This is a genomic window from Mycoplasmopsis agassizii, assembly GCF_002276225.1.
GTDB lineage: Bacteria > Bacillota_I > Bacilli_A > Mycoplasmatales > Metamycoplasmataceae > Mycoplasmopsis_B > Mycoplasmopsis_B agassizii_A.
This window is the reverse complement of sequence record NZ_NQNY01000001.1, coordinates 72,359-92,236: the sequence shown is the minus strand read 5'-3', so window position 1 is coordinate 92,236 and position 19,878 is coordinate 72,359. Positions and strand designations below refer to the sequence as shown.

Below are 19,878 nucleotides of genomic sequence, written 5' to 3'. Positions count from 1 at the left end.
TGCATTACCAATATCTTCACTACATTTTGAAAAGTAGCGAAAGTCTTAAATGCAATATTTTTAAATGTTTAATTTTTTAGTTATTTTTAATTATTGAAAAACAACTCTTCAGTTTTAATTTTAGAATGATTTATTATAAATCATCTACCGAAACCATTTTAAATTTTCACTCGTTAAAGTCAAAATCACTTAATACAGTTTTGTCGACAGATACTAATCAAGATGTAGATCTTCTTGGTCCTGTGTAAACATATGGCTGAGCAATTAATGTTTTTTGTAACTCTAAATCATAAGGAATATGAATAGATGTAAATTTAAGAGTAATGCTTTTTGTTGCATTATTAATTTCATAATCAGCAAGTTGAATACCTTTATTAACTTTTGTATATGACTCATATTTTTCAGAATCAACAAAGTCTGCGTCAATAATAAAACTTGTATAGTCTTTGATAAATAAATAATTATGATTTTCTAGATCTAACTTTTCTTTAATCAAATCATAACTAAAGTAAGAATTTCAAGGTTGAAGTTTTTCAACATCTTCTTCAGTTAAATTTTCATTAACCTTTTCTTTAACAAACTTTGAAAATTTTTCTTTTTCTGAATCACTCACTCTTAGCTGAGTTTTAAGGGTTTTTTCATCAGTAATTAAACTAATGGATTTAAACTGTTTGTTACTATTATTTTGATCTTCTGATGTTTTTGAAACCTTTAACATTGATGAATTAGAAATGTCTTCTTTAAGTTTTTTTAGACTATTTAATTCGAAAAAAACCTCTTTATTTGGCAATGCATCAATTTGATCAATTGTTAATTTATTGCCGTTATGTTTTAAGGATTTTTCAATATCGACTCCATATAGATTTGATGCAACATTTATTCGCCGACTATCATCCATTGATCATCAGTAGTCAGAAAAAGTAAATTGTTCATAACCAGCTGTTTTTAATTGAACAATTGTCTTTTTATTTTCTAGAACTTTTTTGCTTATATCTGTTCCTTGACCTGTTAATTTCAGTCGGATGTCTTCGGGTGTAATTTCTACTTGATTATTATCAATTTTCGCTGAACATGCGATAGCAGAAAGTGAACCTGCAAACATCGATGATATTCCTAAAATAAATAAAAACTTTTTGAATTTTGCCTTCTTAAAGTTCTGAATATGTAAACGCAACATCTAAATCCTTTCTTCTGTCGCTCTTTTCTGAAGAATCGTAAAGCACTTCCACTTTATAAACACCACTTGTTTTTGCCTCAAACTCAATTGTTTCAGTATTCATTAGATGCTCTTTGTCAGTAGTTTTCTGCTCAATTCTTCGTGCACGGATTTTTTTACCATCAGGTGTAGTAATTTGAAGATTTAAATTAATTGGTCCAACAAATTCATATTCTGTGTGTCCAAAAAATAAAAAGTCATTAACTCATTTTGTTTTATACATATCTTGACCTTTTCAAGTAATGTTGGCTCTGTATTTTTGACCACTTCTTAAATGAATATCAGTTTGTGATCTAGATTTTTGCGAACCATTAGCAAAAATTTTTAAATAACTTAGACTAGCTAATGAAACAAAAACTTTATTGAAATCTGCCCTTCCAAAACCAACTCTTCCATCATAAACATTATGTAATCCTTCTCCAGTTATAGGATCAAAACGTTTTCAAACATTGTTATTTCTAGAACCAGATATTAATGCACTCTTTAAAATTAAGTAGTCTGACCCTTTTTCAAAAACAATATCGTAATTTGCTTTTAAGAATGATGCCATACCAGTAACAGTAGGTGCTGCCGTACTAGTACCTCTTGGAAGATCAAAGACTTCTGGATATACTGTTGATCTGAACACATCAGGGACTGCTGTTGTTACATAACCAACATCTTTTGATTCCTCTGTTAAAAAAGCAGGTATTACTCAGTCATATAACTCTAACGCTCCAACATTTATTATGTTTTGTGCTATGTTATAACCATCCATATATTTAAGGCTTTTGCCATCTTTAAAGTTTTGGTAATCATTACCTGCAGCCGCAATATAAATGAAGTCTTCATTTGCATTTAAGAAATTGTCTAGCCATTCAGCCTGAATATTGTAACTTTCTTCAAAACTTTCTTTAGCTTTTCAACTATTATTCAAAATGTAAACCCCATTATATAAGTATCAGTTAAGTGACGAATTTAGTCACCCATTTCAGTCTCCAGTTTTATCTGAGTATAAAATAGAATAAGGGTTTAGACCTTGCTTTCCTACCATAATTTCTGCGACTACGTTTGCATGTGTTAATTCATTGGTTAACTGCCCTGCATTTTGACGAGTAATAATTTTATTTTCGCTAGTAAAAACCCTAGAATTAGGATTAACAATTGGTGACTGAGTTGTATCCTTTGGTTGCGCCTCAAGAATACCTAGTTTTATATGCTTTTTATTATAAGAAGTTGACAAAATTCTCTGATTTTGAATAGTATTACCATCAAGTCCTACTAGTTCATACCTTCTTTTGTTGATACTGTAATAATTTTTTCAAAAAGGGTAATCATTTGGATCACTATATCCACCACCAATTGGCTCATTATTTATATCGTTAAAATATGAAGGTGAAAATTCCTCAGCACTACGACCTGTTTCATGAACATTTACTTGTAAAAGGTCATTATAATCAATTTTTAAGTCCATCATTTTAAGAACTAATTTTTTAAAATCCTCTAGATCCTTAAAAGCTATAGAAAAGGTAAGAGTATATTTAGCGTATATGGTAGCAAAATCATCTTTTAATGCATTTTCAATTTCACTAACATAATTTTGAACTTTTTCTTTATTAACATCATACTTAAATACAATGTCAACCCGATTTGCGCCTTGTTCCAAAACTTCTTGAAATTCGCTAAGTGTTGAAACAGATTCTATAAACTGAGGTTTTCTATAGTTAAAAGTTGTTTGATTCACAAGTTCAGCTATAGAGTTGCTATTTTCAACAAGAGCAATATATTCACTCATTGCTGTATTTTTTTCAATATATAATTTTGAATTATCTTCAGTTTGACCAAAATCGTTACTATGAGTTGCAGTTGTCATGCCTAGTGGAAGCACTGCAGCAACGGTTAAAGGAACAGCTGAAAACATTCATTTAAAAAATTTTTTATTTAAACTTTTTTTCATTTGATTTCCTTAACTAATGTTGATTTTGTTTATATAAATGTCACAAAAACATTTTATTAAGTAAATTTCTAAAATAACCTTTGTGATATTTAGAGATAAACGACTTTATAATTGATTTATTGGTTAATTATTTATAATAACTAACCATAATAATTTTATAAAAAAATAAAAAAATTTTGAAAAATTATTTTTTTCATATTTTTTGCAGTTTTTAATTTTTATATTAATTTTTTGATTAAATTACAGAAAATAATACATTAATATTTTTTTATTAAATTTGTTAAAAACCACGAATAAAAAATTTGGTTGCTAAATCCTTTATAAGTGTTATTGATTCAAAAGTTACAAAAAAATACTCCTTCAAAAGGAGCATTAATTATTAAATAGTAGATTATTAGTTTTCAATAACTTGAGTATCTTCAACCATTTTTTTAGCATCTTCAATCTTAACAGTAAAGAATGAAGTTACTCCACGAGTTTGCATTGTTGCACCAAATAGATGATCAACACGGCTCATGGTTCCGTGACGGTGAGTAATAACTAAGAATTGGGTTTTAGGCTTTAATTCTTGTAAATAGTCAGCGTAGCGCACAACATTTGCTTCATCAAGTGCTGCTTCAACTTCATCTAAAATACATAGAGCAAGTGGTCTAGATTTTAGAATTGCAAATAGTAGTGAAATAGCAATTAGTGATTTTTCTCCACCTGAAAATAAACGCAGGTTTTTAATACTTTTTCCAGGAGGTTGAGCCTTGATATCAATTCCACTTTCTAGTGGATTTGATTCATCAACATAATGTACACTAGCTTGACCACCACCAAACATTTCTCTAAAGACATTATTGAATTCACCACCAATTTCATCAAGAGTCAATCTCATTCTTTCAATAATGATCTTGTCCATTTCTTTAATAGCTTCTTCAATTCTAACTTTAGTTTCAATGATTTCGTTTTCTGCGACTTTAAGTTCATCAAAACGTTCTGAAATTTGTTCAAATTGCTGAATAGCTTCGACATTGACATGACCTAGATCACGGATAGAAGCTTGCAGTTTAGAAATAATTGCTTCTGCTTCTTCTAGATCCATCTCTAGTTTGTAGTTGCTTTGAGCCACTTCTAATGTCATGTTGTAGTATTCACTTAAACGTTTATGATTTGAAGAGAGAATGAATTCTGCACGATCTTTTTCAGTAATAACTTTTGAGAAAGCATTATTCAGAGTTCTCAGTGATTTTTCTCATTCTAGTTTTTCATTAGTTAAGCGATAGTGTTCTGTATTTAAACTAAGAACACGTTCCTGTTTAGTACGCTTATCAATTTCTAGATTAGTTTTACGAGCTTGCAATGAGTGAATTCTATCAGTTACTTCTGTAGAAGCTTCTACTTCTAATTTTTCACTTGAAATAGTTTCATATTCAGCGCGCAACTTATTAAGATCGTGTTCATCATTTTCATAAGCAATATTAATTTTTGTTTGTTCAATAGTTAATTGACTGATTAAAGTAACAATATTTTGGCGTTGACTATCAGCAATACTGATTTGATTGATTAAACTGTTTTCTTCCTGTTCAATTAAAGGAATTGCTGCTTGTAGTTTTTCAATCTGTTCATCAATACCGATTAAAGAAGTACTTGCTTGAGGTGTACCCCCTGTCATAACTCCACCTGCACGAATGATATCTCCATATAGAGTAACAATCATGTAACGGTGTTCTAGCATTTCATCAATATTTTTAGCTGACTTAATATCGTCTGTAAAGATGATATTTCCTAATAAGAATTCTAAAAGAACATTTAATTTAGGATCAATTTTAAATAGTTTTGAAGCAACACCTACAAAACCATCAATATTAGAAATTGCCATTTCGTGTTCACGGCGTACTGATTTTGCAGAGATTGACTTTAAAGGAATAAAAGTCGCACGACCTGCATCATTTTGTTTTAAGAAATTAATAGCTTGAACAGCTGTATCTGAATCATTAACAACAATATGTTGCAAAGCATTACCTAGAGCTGCTTCAATTGCTAAATGATATTCTTCAGGTACATCTAATAAGTCACTAACAAGTCCATGGTAACCCTTAAAAATATTTTTATGTTCCATCACTGTTTTAACACCACGGAATAAATTAGTTTTATTTTTTCTGTGTTCTTCTAGGATAGAAATCTTAGTGCGTGCTTCATTTAATTTCTTAATTTCTTTAGCTTGAAGAATTCTTAGATCGTTAATTAAACGATCTTTTTCTGATGATTCAATTCTTTTTTCATCAATTCTTCTAGCAAATTCTGCACGTTGTTCTGCATAGAAATTAAATGATGCTTGTTTAGCGCTAATTTGTTCTCTAATTGCGTTTTTCTTTTCTTCAGTTGTTGCTTGTAGTTGTCCTGAAATGATTAATTGTCTTCTTTGACTTTCTGTAGCAAAGATAACTTCAAGATCTTTTAGACCTGCATTAATGTCATCTAGTTCTTTATTAATTTTTTGTAGGTCATTTTCATGAGCTAAGCGATCTGAAGAATTTTGTTTTAAAGATTGTTCTGAACGAGAAATTTGACTTTCAAGGTTTTCACGTGTTTCTTTAACACCTTCAAGTTGTTTTTCATATTCAGCTAGTTTCTCTTTAAAGTAAGTTAAGTTGTGAACTAAAACAGCAACTTCAACTGCTTTTAACTCTCGAGATTTTTCTAAATAGATTTTAGCTTTTTCAGCTTGTGTTCTAAGGGGTTTAAGTTGTTTATCAAGTTCATTAATAACTGTTTGAATTTGTGCTAGTGATTCTGCAGTTTTTTCAAGTTTTCTTAATGATTCAACTTTACGGGCACGATACTTACTTACTCCAGCTGCTTCTTCAAAAATTAAACGGCGACTTTCTGGAGTTGCTTCAGCAATATCACTAACTGTCCCTTGAGAAATGATCGCTAATGATGATTTAGAAATACCTGATTCTAAAACAATATCTTTAATATCTTTATAGCGAACTAGTTCATCATTAATATAGTATTTGTTTTTTCCATCTCCTCTTTCTAATTCACGAGTTATGCGAATTTCATCATGTGGCAGACTTACACTGCGTGCTCTGTTATCGAATGTTAATGTCACAATTGCACGATCAAGAGGTCTTACTTTTTGTGAACCTGCAAAGATAACATCTTCCATAGATTCACCACGTAGCATTTTTGAAGATTGCTCTCCAAGCACTCATTTGATAGCATCGTTGATATTACTTTTACCTGAACCATTTGGTCCAATAATTCCAACAACACCACCATCAAAACTTAATTGAATAGGATCGGCAAATGATTTAAAACCATGAGCATAAAATTTGATTAGTTTCATCTTCTTCCTTTATAAAATATAATTAATTTAATTATAAAGAATTAACTTCAAAAAAAATTATTTAATAAACAAAATTATTTAATTTTTTTAATCTAAAAAATTGCTGATTTGAGTCTGATTTTTAAGGGCTAAAGCAACTTAGTCTTGCACTTTTGAAAAATGCATTTTCAAAAAATAGATCAGCAAAATTAAAATCAAATCTCATTTTTGTGAATCATATTTGTGATGTATTTTTTAAAATTTGAATTTTAAAAAATTAAATTTTGATCGATTCATCAAAAACTTCTTTTAATATTTAAAAAACAATTATACTAATCACAAAATTGAATAATACTTTATAAATTTTTTAATTTATTTCAATTTAATGATTTAAAAAATTAAAAGCATAAAATTTATATTGAGAAATATAAGGAATAAATTATGAACAAGAAAAAACTAATTTTGACTTCATTTATACCTCTAATAATTTCATCATCTGCTATTACTGTTACATGTTCAACGATAATAAAAGATAACACACCACCTGATGAAATTAAAAGATTTGATTTAAGTAAAATACCTAGTGAAATAATTGCAAAAGATGAATATAAAGAATTAAGTAAATTAAAAGAAAAATTAGAAAGTGTAACCACTGATAAGCCTAATCAATTTTTAAATTTACTTGATTCAAAAAGTAAATTAGAAATTGAAAATAATTTGCACGAAGATTTTTTCATTTCAGATTTTGCTTATCTTGAAAATAATCCTAAAAATAAAACTATAACTGTGTCTTTAACTTTTTCAAATGGAGAAACATCTAAGATTAAAAGAGTTGAATTTAAGGACTTAAAAGTAATTTTAAAAGAGATTCCTGAAGTAATAAGTCCACATATTTTATTAAATGAAGTTGCTTATCAATGGTATTTAAAAAACCATAAAAAAGTAATACAGGTTCAAAAAAGCTTCGAAAATATCTCGGTTAATGATGTTATCGAAATATCTAATAACGATTTACTAGAACCTTTTGAAATACCTGAAAGTTTTGAACTAATTATTCAAGTGATTAAAGACTCTAAAATAAAAATTCAAGGAAGCTTAGAGGCTCAATTAATTTTAAAAAGTAGAGACACTTATTTCGATGATACATACGAAATTTATAGCAGACTCAAGGATGTAAAAATAGGCTCTATTATAGTAACTGGATTTAAAAAAGAAGATGATAAATTAGAACAAGAAAATGTCTATGTTCAGCAACTTTTTAAACAGTTTGCTTTTCAACATAAAGAAAATCAAAAGCATACTTATCGAATTCCTTCCATTGGAAAATACCAAGATAAATTATATTTACAAGTTGATGGCAGAATCGATAATAAAGAAGATACTCCTTTAAATCGAATCGTGCAATCATTGAAAACTTTTGATTTAAAAACTCAACAGTTTTCCAATGTAAAAGATATTTTGTCAATAAGAACTGATACTAAAGAACGTATTACTTTAATTGATAGTAATTTAACAATTGATGAAGAAAATGATATTGCACATTTAATTGTTGATGCCTTTCCTTCGGATGCAGGCTATATAGGAATGAGCAAAAGTACATTTAATCAAGATATGAATCTTTCAGGAATTTATAACTCAGGAAATTTGAAATTATTAGATCGTGTTAAAGATGAATTTATTGAATTTAAGATCAGTGAAAGAAATAGTAATTGATACCAAGGCTATAACTATAAAACTAAAGAGAAAACAAATGTTGCCATTAATTTAGAAGCCGAAAATAATAAATTTATTTTTGATGTTTATGAAATGAAAAGCGCAAATTCAAATTTAAATAATGTAAGTGAAATGAAACTAATTCAATCAGCATTTGAATTATTTAAAAATTATGAAAACGGAAAATATGAACGTTCAAAATATAAAGTCATTCCACAAACATTTTTATCTTATTTTACGATTGATTTAAAGACAAATGAAATTACTTTCAAACGGTTTTTAAATGATGATTTGATCAAAGAAAAACAAACATCGATCGATCTTGTTGGACCAGGAAATGGAATAATTTTAAGACATCAAAAAAATCCTGAAGATAATGGAAAATTAGTTTTTGCAAATTATAGAATTAATGTTTTAAGAAGAAGTCTTGGTGCATATTTCATGATGAAAGTTCGCCACGGTGATTGAACACATAGTAATTTTATTGCAGGTGGAGAATCTAATTTTACTGAGACAACCATAGTTGAACAACAAGATGGAACATTAGTTTTTATTGCTAGAAATACTATGAATAAATTAGCAATAGGTTATTCATATGATGGTGGTAGAACATTCACAAATAAAGCTGGTAATAAAGATAAAATGGATCTTTACAACAATGTGGACTTATTGTCAGCTGTGCTCCACGGTATTGAATATTTTAAATATAAAGGAGATGATTATTTACTACTAAGTGGCCCTTCAAAACAAGGTGGAAGAAGAGAAGGAAAACTATTTTTGGTTAAAAATAATGACTTCAAGGATGCTAAGGAAATCTATAGATTTAATCGTAAAAATGATAAGTTTGAATACTCTAGTTTGGAATTAATTGATATTGATAATGAAGGAGTCAAAATTGCTGCTTTGTATGAAACCCAAACTGATGAAAACAGAAATAAAGATGTAGTAGAGATTGTTTTAGAAATTCTTAAAGTTAAAATCTACTAATAAAAAATACAAGAGGTGTTGTTTTTTAACAACATCTTTTTTATTAGCTAAAGTATAGAAAATCTGTCATATGTGAAAAAATTTCAAATTTATTTACTTAAAGTAAAATAAATAGAAACTATTAAACAATATATTTAGATAAAAACACACAATTAAAGTGTTTAAAGTATATTGATTAACTTTTACTCTATGGTATAAAAAGTGAAATTATTTCAATTTATTGAAAATAATAATTAACATTTTTTTGTCAAAGTTATACTAATTTCAAACCAAACAAAAAATTAATAACTTAAGTTTTTTTCCAAAAAAGCAATAAAAACAGCCTTTAAAATAGAGAAAAACTACTTTTTTGTAAAAATTATACATTTTAAAGTCAATTACCTATGAGAACTTGAAAATCGTTCAAGTAATCAATTAAATATTAAACATTTTTTGATAACACAATAGCATTTCTCCGAGGAGGTACACAAATTTAGATATTTATAATAAATTAACAAATGAGAAAGAGTTATTATGAAATTAAGTAAAAAATTTATTGCAATCAGCAGTTTAAGTCTTGGTTCTTTGACGCTTACTGCTACAGCTATTGCATGTACTCCAAGTACACCCCCTAAAGAGGATCCACCAACTCCCCCTAGTAAACCTGCTCCTAAACCAGTGCCTGATCCACCAAAAGGCGTTGATAAAGAACAGTATTATAAAATCATTGGCTGATATGATGTTCATCAAAATGACAAAATCTCAGTTAGTGATTTGTTAAAAGAAAAACTACCAACTGAAATTACATCACTAAAAAATAGTGATTTAAAAGAACCATTAAAAGGTCTTGAAGGTTTTAATGTAAACCTTGAACTTATTAAAAATACAGCTAAAAATCATGAAGGAACTCTAGTTGTAAAGGTTGCACTTGAAAAAGATGGTAAATTCTATGGTGATAACGGTAAAAGTGTTGCTAAACTAGATGATGCCAATACCTTCAAAACTATAGTATCTGGACTTAAAGTTAGAAATACTGCTTTAAAAGATCAAACTATTACTGTTGAACAGGTTTATAAAAAATTTGGTTTCACCCATAATTTAAACCATAAACACAGTTACCGAATTCCTTCAATCGGTAAATACAATGGTAAATTGTATTTACAAATAGATGGAAGAATCGACAATCAATCTGATGCACCATATAACCGTATTAATCAATCTATCAGAACATATGATCTAAAAACTAAAACTATGTCTGAAATGAAAGATTTAATTACTGTAAAAGCAAATTCTAAAGAAAAAATTGCATTAATTGATAGTAGTTTCACAATCGATGATCAAAAACATATTGCACATTTAATTGTTGATGCTATGCCTAGGGATTCTGGTGTATCAGGTAGAGGTAAAAATGCCTTTATTAATAACATCACACTTTCGGGGATTTATAATTCTGGAAATCTAAAATTACTTGATAGAGTTAAAGATGCTTTTATTGAGTTTAATATTCAAGATTTAAGTAAAAAATGATATCAAGCTTATGACCCCAAAACAAATGAAAAAGTTGCTGTTGCTCTTCATCTTGAGCAAGTAGAAAATCAGTTCATATTTGATGTTTATGAAATGAAGGATGCAACAAAAGAATTATCTGATAAAGATAATTTAACCTATATTCAATCAGCTATGGAAATCTTTAAAGATTATGATAAAGGAGATTTATCAGCATCAAAATATAAGTTGATTACTCAGGTTTTCTTGTCATATTTTACAATTGATCTAAAAACAGATAAAGTTACTTTTGAAGGTTTCTTAAATGATAAACTTAATAAAGACCAACCTACATCTATTGATTTAGTTGGACCGGGTAATGGAATTATTTTAAGAAATCAACTTAATGAAGCTGATAATGGAAAATTAGTTTTTACTAATTATCGCATGACACCACAAGGTAGACATGTAGGTGTTTACTTTATGACTAGAGATAAAGATGGAGACTGAAGATCAAGCAAGTTTGTTGCTACTAATCAATATTCTGAAACATCTGTAGTTGAACAAAGTGATGGAACATTAGTTTTTGTTCTTCGAAATGGTTTAGGAAAACTAGCAATTGGTTATTCATATGATGGAGGTAGAACCTTCACAAATAAAGCTAAAGAAGAAGGTAAACTTGACCACTATGATAATATGAATATATTAGCAAGCGTGCTTCAAGGAATTGAATACTTTAGATATAAAGGTGATGATTATTTATTAATAAGCGCACCTACTAAAGAAGGTGGAAGAACTCATGGTCAACTTTGATTAATCAAAAACAATGATTTTGAAAACGGCAAAAAGATTTATGAATTTAATGGTGCTAATAATAAATTTGAATATTCAACTTTAAAACTAATTGATGTTGAAGAAGATGGTATTCAACTTGCAACATTTTATGAAGCACGAACACCTGAAAATGAAGGCACCGAAAACATTGAAATGGCGCTAGAAATTTTAAAACTTAAAATTGATTAAGTCAATTTTGGTTTATCAGAAAACAAATTTTTATTCAATAAATTAAAGTTTGTTTTTCTGCAATACTAGGTCTAGTTTTTCGGCTAGGCTTAGTATTTTATTTTAAGAAAAAACCTGATTAAATAATTCTATTTTTGGGCGTTAATCATTATAATTTTAAAATATGAAAAATAGAGACTTTTTGCACATTAAGGGTGCACGAGAAAACAATTTAAAGAATATAGAATTAACAATTCCTAAAAATAAATTAGTTGTATTTACAGGTTTATCAGGTTCAGGTAAATCTTCATTAGCATTTAATACAATTTATGAAGAAGGTAGAAGAAGATATGTGGATTCATTATCTTCATATGCTAGACAATTTTTAGGTGGTACTAAAAAGCCTGATGTAGATTCAATTGAAGGGCTTTCGCCAGCAATTTCAATTGAGCAAAAAACTACTCATAATAATCCACGTTCAACAGTTGGAACAGTAACTGAAATTCATGATTATTTAAGACTTTTATTCGCTAGAATTGGAACACCTTTTTGTCCTAATCATGAAATTGAAATTAAAGGAAAAAAGAATAAAGAAATAATTGAAGAAGTGTTTAATTTTGCCGATAAATCCCGTATTTTAGTACTAGCACCACTAGTAGATAATGCAAAAGGAACACATCAAAATTTACTTGAAAAATTAAAAAGAGAAACCTTTGTTAGGGTTAAAATTGATGATGAAATTTTAACTCTAGATGAACCTATTAATTTAGATAAAAATAAAAAACATACAATTGATTTAGTGATCGATCGGATCGCCTTAAATGATGAAGTAAGACAGCATCTAGCAGATGCAATTGACCTTGCTTTAGAGTATGGAAAAGGTGTTGTTAAAATTGAAAATTTTGACACTAAAGAAATTAAACTTTTTTCTAAATTACACTCATGTCCTTTTGGGGATTTTGAAATGCCAAAAATTGAAACTAAATTATTTAGTTTCAATGCACCTTATGGAATGTGTGAAACATGTAAAGGTTTAGGTGCAGAAATGCGCGCAGATTTTGATCTACTTGCACCTGATAAAAAGTTATCTATTAATGCAGGTGGAATTAAAATTTTTGAAAATACAGTTAATTCAAGTAACTTAGAATGACAAGAATTTTTAGCACTTTTAAAACACTATAATATCCCAACTAACATCCCAATTGCAGACTACAATACAAGGGAATTAAGAATCATTAAATATGGTTCAGAAGAAGATATTAGTTTCACTTTAAAAAGTGATAGTGGTCAAGTTTATCGCCGTCATAAACAAATAGAAGGAATTATTCCTAAAGTTACAAGAAGATGACTAGATACTACTAGCGAAGCAGTTAGAAAATACTATTCAAAATACATGTCAGAAGCTGATTGTAAAACATGTAATGGAGCAAGATTAAACCCTCATGCTTTAGCTGTAAAAGTTGGTGGTTACAACATTCATGATTATTCTTTAATGTCAATTGAAGATGCTCTAAATTTAATTATTAATTTAAATTTAGATGGTAATAATAAAGAAATTGCTAATTTAATTTTGCAGGAATTAATTACACGTTTAGGCTTTTTAGTTGATGTTGGTTTAGACTATTTATCACTGATTAGAAAAGCCGAAACTTTATCAGGTGGAGAAGCTCAAAGAATCAGATTAGCAACGCAAATTGGATCACATCTAACAGGTGTTTTATATGTACTTGATGAGCCCTCAATTGGACTTCATCAAAAGGATAATTTAAAATTAATTAAGACTTTAAAAAGTATGGTTGATTTAGGAAATACCTTAATTGTGGTTGAACATGATGAAGATACAATGAAAGTTGCTGACTATATTGTCGACATTGGACCTAAGGCTGGTAAAGATGGTGGACAAGTTGTTGCTGCAGGTACTTTTGAAGAAATTTGTGAAAATGAAAATAGTATTACAGGACAATATCTTTCTAAAAAATTAGAAATCAAAACACCAAGTAAAAGGCGTTCGGGAAATGGGCAAAATATTAATATCAAAGGTGCACGTGAAAACAATTTAAAGAATTTAAATGTTTTAATTCCCTTAAATAAATTTGTTGCTGTAACAGGTGTTTCTGGTTCAGGAAAATCAACTTTGATTAACGAAATTTTTGTTAAAGGTGTTCAAGAAATTTTATCCAGAACACAGGTAAAACCTGGTAAACACGCTTCAATTACAGGGCTTTTATTTATCGATAAAATTGTTGAAGTTTCACAGAGTCCTATCGGTAGAACGCCACGTTCTAACCCTGCAACTTATACAGGTGTTTTTGATGATATTCGTGATCTATTTTCTGCAACTGAAGAAGCAAGAGCAAGGGGTTATTCAAAAGGTCGCTTTTCATTTAACGTTGATGGAGGTCGCTGTGATAAATGTTATGGTGATGGTGAAATCAAAATTGAAATGCACTTTTTACCCGATGTTTATGTAGTCTGTGATCACTGTGATGGGGCTCGTTATAACCCAGAAACTTTAGAAATTAAATACCGTAATAAAAATATTTCTGATGTTTTAAATATGACAGTTTCAGAAGCTTTAGAGTTTTTTGAAAATCGCCCGAAAGTGCATGAAAAGCTTCATACACTTCATGATGTTGGCCTAAATTATATTAAATTAGGACAATCATCAACAACTTTATCAGGTGGAGAAGCACAGCGTATTAAGCTTGCGACTCACTTAATTAAAAAGGCAACAGGTAAAACTGTTTATGTTTTAGATGAGCCGACCACAGGATTACATTCATATGATGTGCAAAAATTATTAAATATTTTAAATCGAATAGTTGATAATGGAGACACTGTAATCGTAATTGAACATAACTTAGATGTCATTAAATCAGCTGATCATATTATTGATCTAGGCCCTGGTGGTGGAGTACATGGAGGCAAAATAGTTGCTCAAGGTACACCTGAAGAAGTTGCTCAAAACCCTGATTCATTTACAGGTCAATTCATCAAGGAGCTATTATAAAATGTCAACAAAAACAATTCTAGTTAAGGATCTAGTTAAAAAATTTAATCTAGAAGTTAACCAATCAATCATAGGAGAGCGCCAAATTATTAAGCCAACATTGACTAGAGCAGGTCTTGCTCTGGGAGGTTTTTTAAACACTCACGATATTAAAGGATCAGTGATTGTTTGATCTACACAAGAAAAAAAATTCTTCGACACAGTCGGTTTTGATAATATTAGAGGTGAAATTGAGTTAATTTTCAAAAATGAACCTGCTTTAGTAATCATGGCATCAGGGATGTCAGATAAACATGCTGAAGTTATTAAGAAATTAGCCAATCTGCATAACATTCCTTATTGCAGAACCTGAATGAACATGGCTTCACTGCACGGCTCAATTGGCTCATACTTACTAGAAGAATTTGCTCCTAGTTATCAAATTCATGGCACATTAGTTGTGATCATGGGTTTAGGTGTGATGATCATGGGTGATTCAGGCATAGGTAAAAGTGAAGCAGCTTTAGAATTAATTCAAAAAGGTCACCAACTAGTAACTGATGATGCAGTGATTGTTTCACAAATTGGTGAAAAAATTGTCGGTCGTGCTCCAAGGATTACTAAAAACTTTTTAGAAGCACGTGGCTTAGGCTTTATTGACATTCAAAGTGTCTATGGTTACCGTGCAATTGTTGATTATCATGACATTGATTTAGTTGTTAAACTAACAGATTTTAAAGAAAATAATGATTTTGATAGACTAGGCAATAAAAATCTTCATTATCAAATATATAATGCTAAAATACCCCTGATAGAAATTCCTGTAAAGGCAGGTCGTTCATTTGCTTCACTAGTAGAAGCGGCAGCAAATGTGCAAATTTTAAGAAATCAAGGGGTAGACCCTCTTGATGTTATTAGAGAAAGGACTGTAAGTGAACCAAATTAGTGGCATAGATTTTAGCACTTGATATCCCTTTAGAGAAGGGACAGCAACTTACTTATTCTCAATTGGTAGTTGAGATTTTCCAATTTATACCTTCACAATGTTAGTTGGAATTTTAACGGCAATTGTGACAATTGCTTTTTTTTGATATCGCCAACGCTATGCGATGGAAGAATTAGCAGTTTTAGTTTTAATAACTATTCCAATGTCAATCATTGGAGCAAGACTATGATATATCTTTGAAAGATTAATCTATAACAGTGCTAATCCGTTTCCTAATTCGGCCTGATATGCCGTTTGAGAAGGGGGATTAAGTATTCAAGGTGGAGTTATTTTACCAACAATTGCTAACTTGATTTATATCTTCTTTAAACGTAATAAGATTGATTATCGTTTAGCAATTAGCTTTATTTTACCAGCTGTTTTAATTGGTCAAGCAATTGGTAGGTTTGGAAACTTCGCTAACCACGAAGTTTATGGAAGAATTGATTATGATGGTTCACACACCTTGATTTGAGGTGAAACCTTTGCACGGCAGATGTATATTTACAATGCAACTGACCCAATTTCCTCGGCAGCATTAAGAATTCCACTATTCTTATACGAAGCTATTTTCTCACTAGCGGGCTATGTAGTTCTTGTTTGAATCTTTAATTTCTTTGGTCTATTTAGACCTGGAACAGTTGGTGGAATGTATCTATTCTACTATGGAGTCGTACGGTTTATAATGGAGCCACTGCGTGAAGAATCTTACGATTACTATACAATTATTGCTTACATTTTTGTCTTCTTTGGAGCATTGATGGTTTGATATTTTGAAATTTTCTCAACCCACAGATATGTGCGTGTTCGCTTGAAATATCGTTTTGACTATGCTTTAGTTTACCGTTCATCTTTATCATGAATGGGACCTTTATTACCAAAAACAAAAATTCCATTAATCACTCTAGAAAATACTTTAGAGGGAGCAAAAGGTTCAGAAGTTGCCACAACTACTGATGAACCTCAAATCAGCAGAGACCGTTTAAGAAAACGCCGTCCTGAAAGATAGAAAAAATATGAAAAAACACCCTTCTCAGTAAATTTTTTACTGTTTTGGTGTTTTTTTGTTTAAGAAGCATATAATTAAATTAAACAATCTTTAGGAGTTAAAATGTCAAAAAAATATGATTATGACGTAATTATTTTAGGAGCAGGACCAGCTGCTTTATCTGCAGCTGTTTATGCTACAAGAGCAGGTCTTAAAACAGCCTTCATTGAAAAAGGTGCACCTGGTGGTAAGATGGTCAATACCTTCAAAATTGAAAATTGAATGGGTGATACATTAATTGAAGGACCAACTTTAGCAATGAAAATGTTTGAACACGCTACCAAATTTGGTGCTGATCACATTTATGGTGAAGTAGTTAATTTAAAATCACACGGTGATTTTGATCATGAAGTTATTTATACAACTTATGATGGAGAAAAAACTTTAAGTGCTAAAGGTATTATCATTGCCACAGGAATGGTAAACCGTGAACCACTTGATATTCCAAACATCCGTGATTATTATCATAAAGGTGTATCTTACTGTGTAATTTGTGATGGACCTTTATATGGTAAAAACCCTTCAGTCGTAATTGGTGGAGGTAATTCAGCAATTGAAGAAGGTACTTTCTTAGCAGGGATTGCTTCAGAAGTACATGTTGTTGTCCGTGATAAAAACTTTATTGCTGAAAAACATCTAGTTGATGAAATGAAGAAATTAAATAATGTTAAATTTTACATGGAAGCTAGAATTATTGAAGTTAGTGGTAAAGATAAACTAGAAAAAGTAACAATTGAATATAATGGTGGTAAAGATGTGAAAACTATTGATGCAGCATCAATTTTCCCTTATATTGGTTTTTTACCAGCAGCAGGTTTTGCCAAAGAATTAGGAATTCTTGAGCCAAATGGCTTTATTAAAACTGATGACTTAATGCAAACAAAAATCAAAGGTATTTTTGCAGCAGGTGATATCAGAGTTAAAGATATTCGCCAGATAGTAACTGCAGCAGGTGATGGTGCAATTGCTGGAAAAACAGCTGGACAATTAATCAAATAGAATTTGATACTATTAAGAACCAAAGCATAGCGATGTGCTTTGGTTTTTTTATAAATTATGTTATTTATCATTTCATATTTTATTTATGAAAATTCTAGCTTTTGAAATTCAAAATGTAAAAAAACATAAATATATGAATTTTATAAATAATATTATTAATTAAACAACCTACTTTTTTTAAAAATATAATATATGTTTTCTTTTTCTAGAAAAGCTCAGATGAAATTAATGTCAATAAGAACAAAAAAACACAATTAAAAAATTATTTTTTTTCTAACTTTTTTGGAAAAATTGTAAAATAATTATGCGTTAGAAAATTCTCTAGCGCAGTAAAATTTTTAAAAGTCAAAATTTAATCCAAAATGACAAAGTTTTACTGCAATATTTTGTTATTTATTAAATATTTGACAGATTGGAAAAAAATGCCAAAGGCAATTTTTAATTTATTGAATGTAACAAGATATACACCAACAGATGTTGATCTTCGAATTGAAAAGTATAATCCAAGAACTAGTTCTTGAGAAACTGTTGCCTCTTCTACTTCAGGAACAAGCAATGTTGAATTTATTAGACATAATATAACTGAAAGTACTAGTTACAGAGCAGTAGTTAAACAATATAGTGGTAATAAAGGTGCACAGAATGTAAAAGGTGCATTAGCTTATGTTGTTCAATAAAAAATTAATGCTTTCTATATCAGCATTAGTTACCTTAGGTTCTGCTTCATTAGCAATAGGTTGCACAACTGCAAAATCAGATCCTACGGAAGGAATTAATTTAAATTCTCAAATGCAAAAAGCAAGTGTATTCGGTAAGGAAGTTCTTTACTCAACAATCAATAATTCAGTTACTGAAAAAATTTACGGAAAGACATCTGACAAATTATTTCCTGTTTTGTTGAAAACAACGACTGAATTAGATGAATTTTTAGCTAAATGAAAATCATCTTTTTTAGGATTATATGAATCTGACAAAAAGGTTCGTGACGAACTTAACATTTCAAAAACAAATCTTGAGAAAAATTTAGATTCATATACAAAAGAAATGTCTAAGACCTTCAATGATGAGTATTTTAATAGCAACTTAATGGTTGTAGATTTTGGTGGTAAAATTTCTGCTAAAGGCGAGAAAATCAATCACTATCTTAATAATCATGCCAAGATAACAAATTTGCTTGACATTTCAGTAGATAACGATAAAATCACTATCACTTATGATGCTAACTCGGATGCTAAAAGCAATGTTCAATATTCGGTTTTTTATTCATTAAACAAAAAAACCTTTGATTTAAAAAACAAAAATTATGAAATTGTCAAAGAAGTTTATGACAGAAACAAAAAAACACCTATTTCAAATAGAATGTTGTCAATAAATTCATTTATCACTCAAGATTTGTCCAAATATCAAACAGAAGAAAACTCTGAGTGAACAACAAATACTGCTTATAATAATTTTTCATCAATCATTTTGAAAAATAAACAACAACTTAGTGATTTATTAAGTAAGTTTGCATTGTATTACAAAACAAAATATTTTAAAGAGTTTCCTGTAAGTGAAAAAGAAGCAATCTTATCAACATATAATGATGATTATTTTGCACAGAACTATTTAGTTCTTTTATCCGCATTTCATTACCCTGCCTTAGTTAGTTTATTTAGCGACAATATTGAGGAATCATTTGATGTTAAGTTAGATAATAAAGAATTAATTTTTACTATGTTTATATCTAAATATAATGTCCAAGACATTGTTGTTGAACCTGATTATGTAGAGTATAAAAATGAAAGTAAAGATACAGGTAAAGGAAATTATTATTTTGGAGATCAGCAACATACCTTATTTTTTAAGCTTCCCAAAAATTTAGTTACAAATGAGGAAAATCTAAAAGTAAGAGTTGATTCAGAACAATCTAAATATACCTAAATCTTTATAAAGAAAATTTAACTCAAAAATTGAGTTACAATAATATCAAATATTAACTGCAGTTTAATGGCTGTGGTTAATATTTTTTTATTTTATTAAATTATACTGCAACAACAATTTTTTGTTAATTTTATATCTAGTTTCAAAAAGAAATTATTTCAAGAAAAAATTAAATTTGGAAAAATTCCTAAAAAATAAAATAAAAAAATTAATCCCTTGACTTTTTTACAAAAACAGTAAGATTATTGTGTATTGATATAAGAAACCCAATACTCAAAATTTTATAGTCAATTTTTTTGT

The 19,878-nt window shown here is 29.2% G+C and carries 11 protein-coding genes; 8 read left to right on the top strand and 3 right to left on the bottom strand.

The window, feature by feature from the left end:
• Positions 1-133: 133 nt before the first annotated feature.
• The 3 genes from CJJ23_RS00380 to CJJ23_RS00370 form a co-directional block, all read right to left on the bottom strand.
• On the bottom strand, positions 134-1,177 hold the full coding sequence (locus CJJ23_RS00380) for a hypothetical protein (protein WP_095334444.1): 1,044 nt from the start codon (positions 1,175-1,177) through the stop codon (positions 134-136).
• Positions 1,149-3,152: a S8 family serine peptidase gene (locus CJJ23_RS00375; RefSeq protein WP_095334443.1), complete on the bottom strand. Its 2,004-nt coding sequence runs from the start codon at positions 3,150-3,152 to the stop codon at positions 1,149-1,151. The genes CJJ23_RS00380 and CJJ23_RS00375 overlap by 29 nt, the downstream gene beginning before the upstream one ends.
• Before the next feature lie 394 nt (positions 3,153-3,546).
• Positions 3,547-6,489, bottom strand: coding sequence for an AAA family ATPase (locus CJJ23_RS00370; RefSeq protein ID WP_095334442.1), 2,943 nt, complete (start codon positions 6,487-6,489; stop codon positions 3,547-3,549).
• Between the two features lie 420 nt (positions 6,490-6,909).
• Here CJJ23_RS00370 and CJJ23_RS00365 point away from each other — a divergent pair, with 420 nt between their 5' ends.
• From CJJ23_RS00365 to CJJ23_RS00330, 8 genes are all read left to right on the top strand, one after another.
• Positions 6,910-9,168: a sialidase family protein gene (locus CJJ23_RS00365; protein WP_095334441.1), complete on the top strand. Its 2,259-nt coding sequence runs from the start codon at positions 6,910-6,912 to the stop codon at positions 9,166-9,168.
• Between the two features lie 513 nt (positions 9,169-9,681).
• Positions 9,682-11,655 carry a sialidase family protein gene (locus tag CJJ23_RS00360; protein ID WP_095334440.1) on the top strand — a complete coding sequence of 658 codons (1,974 nt, stop codon included), beginning with the start codon at positions 9,682-9,684 and terminating at the stop codon, positions 11,653-11,655.
• A gap of 163 nt (positions 11,656-11,818) precedes the next feature.
• Positions 11,819-14,644 carry an excinuclease ABC subunit UvrA gene (uvrA, locus tag CJJ23_RS00355; protein WP_095334439.1) on the top strand — a complete coding sequence of 942 codons (2,826 nt, stop codon included), beginning with the start codon at positions 11,819-11,821 and terminating at the stop codon, positions 14,642-14,644.
• A 1-nt stretch (position 14,645) separates the two neighbouring features.
• Positions 14,646-15,569 carry an HPr(Ser) kinase/phosphatase gene (hprK, locus tag CJJ23_RS00350; protein ID WP_095334438.1) on the top strand — a complete coding sequence of 308 codons (924 nt, stop codon included), beginning with the start codon at positions 14,646-14,648 and terminating at the stop codon, positions 15,567-15,569.
• Positions 15,556-16,617 carry a prolipoprotein diacylglyceryl transferase gene (gene lgt, locus CJJ23_RS00345; RefSeq protein ID WP_095334437.1) on the top strand — a complete coding sequence of 354 codons (1,062 nt, stop codon included), beginning with the start codon at positions 15,556-15,558 and terminating at the stop codon, positions 16,615-16,617. The genes hprK and lgt overlap by 14 nt, the downstream gene beginning before the upstream one ends.
• Before the next feature lie 102 nt (positions 16,618-16,719).
• Complete coding sequence (locus CJJ23_RS00340; RefSeq protein ID WP_095334436.1) at positions 16,720-17,655, top strand: NAD(P)/FAD-dependent oxidoreductase; 936 nt, start codon at positions 16,720-16,722, stop codon at positions 17,653-17,655.
• Between the two features lie 422 nt (positions 17,656-18,077).
• Complete coding sequence (locus CJJ23_RS00335; protein ID WP_095334435.1) at positions 18,078-18,332, top strand: hypothetical protein; 255 nt, start codon at positions 18,078-18,080, stop codon at positions 18,330-18,332.
• Complete coding sequence (locus tag CJJ23_RS00330; protein WP_095334434.1) at positions 18,319-19,578, top strand: hypothetical protein; 1,260 nt, start codon at positions 18,319-18,321, stop codon at positions 19,576-19,578. Before CJJ23_RS00335 ends, CJJ23_RS00330 begins: the two co-directional genes overlap by 14 nt.
• Positions 19,579-19,878: the final 300 nt, after the last annotated feature.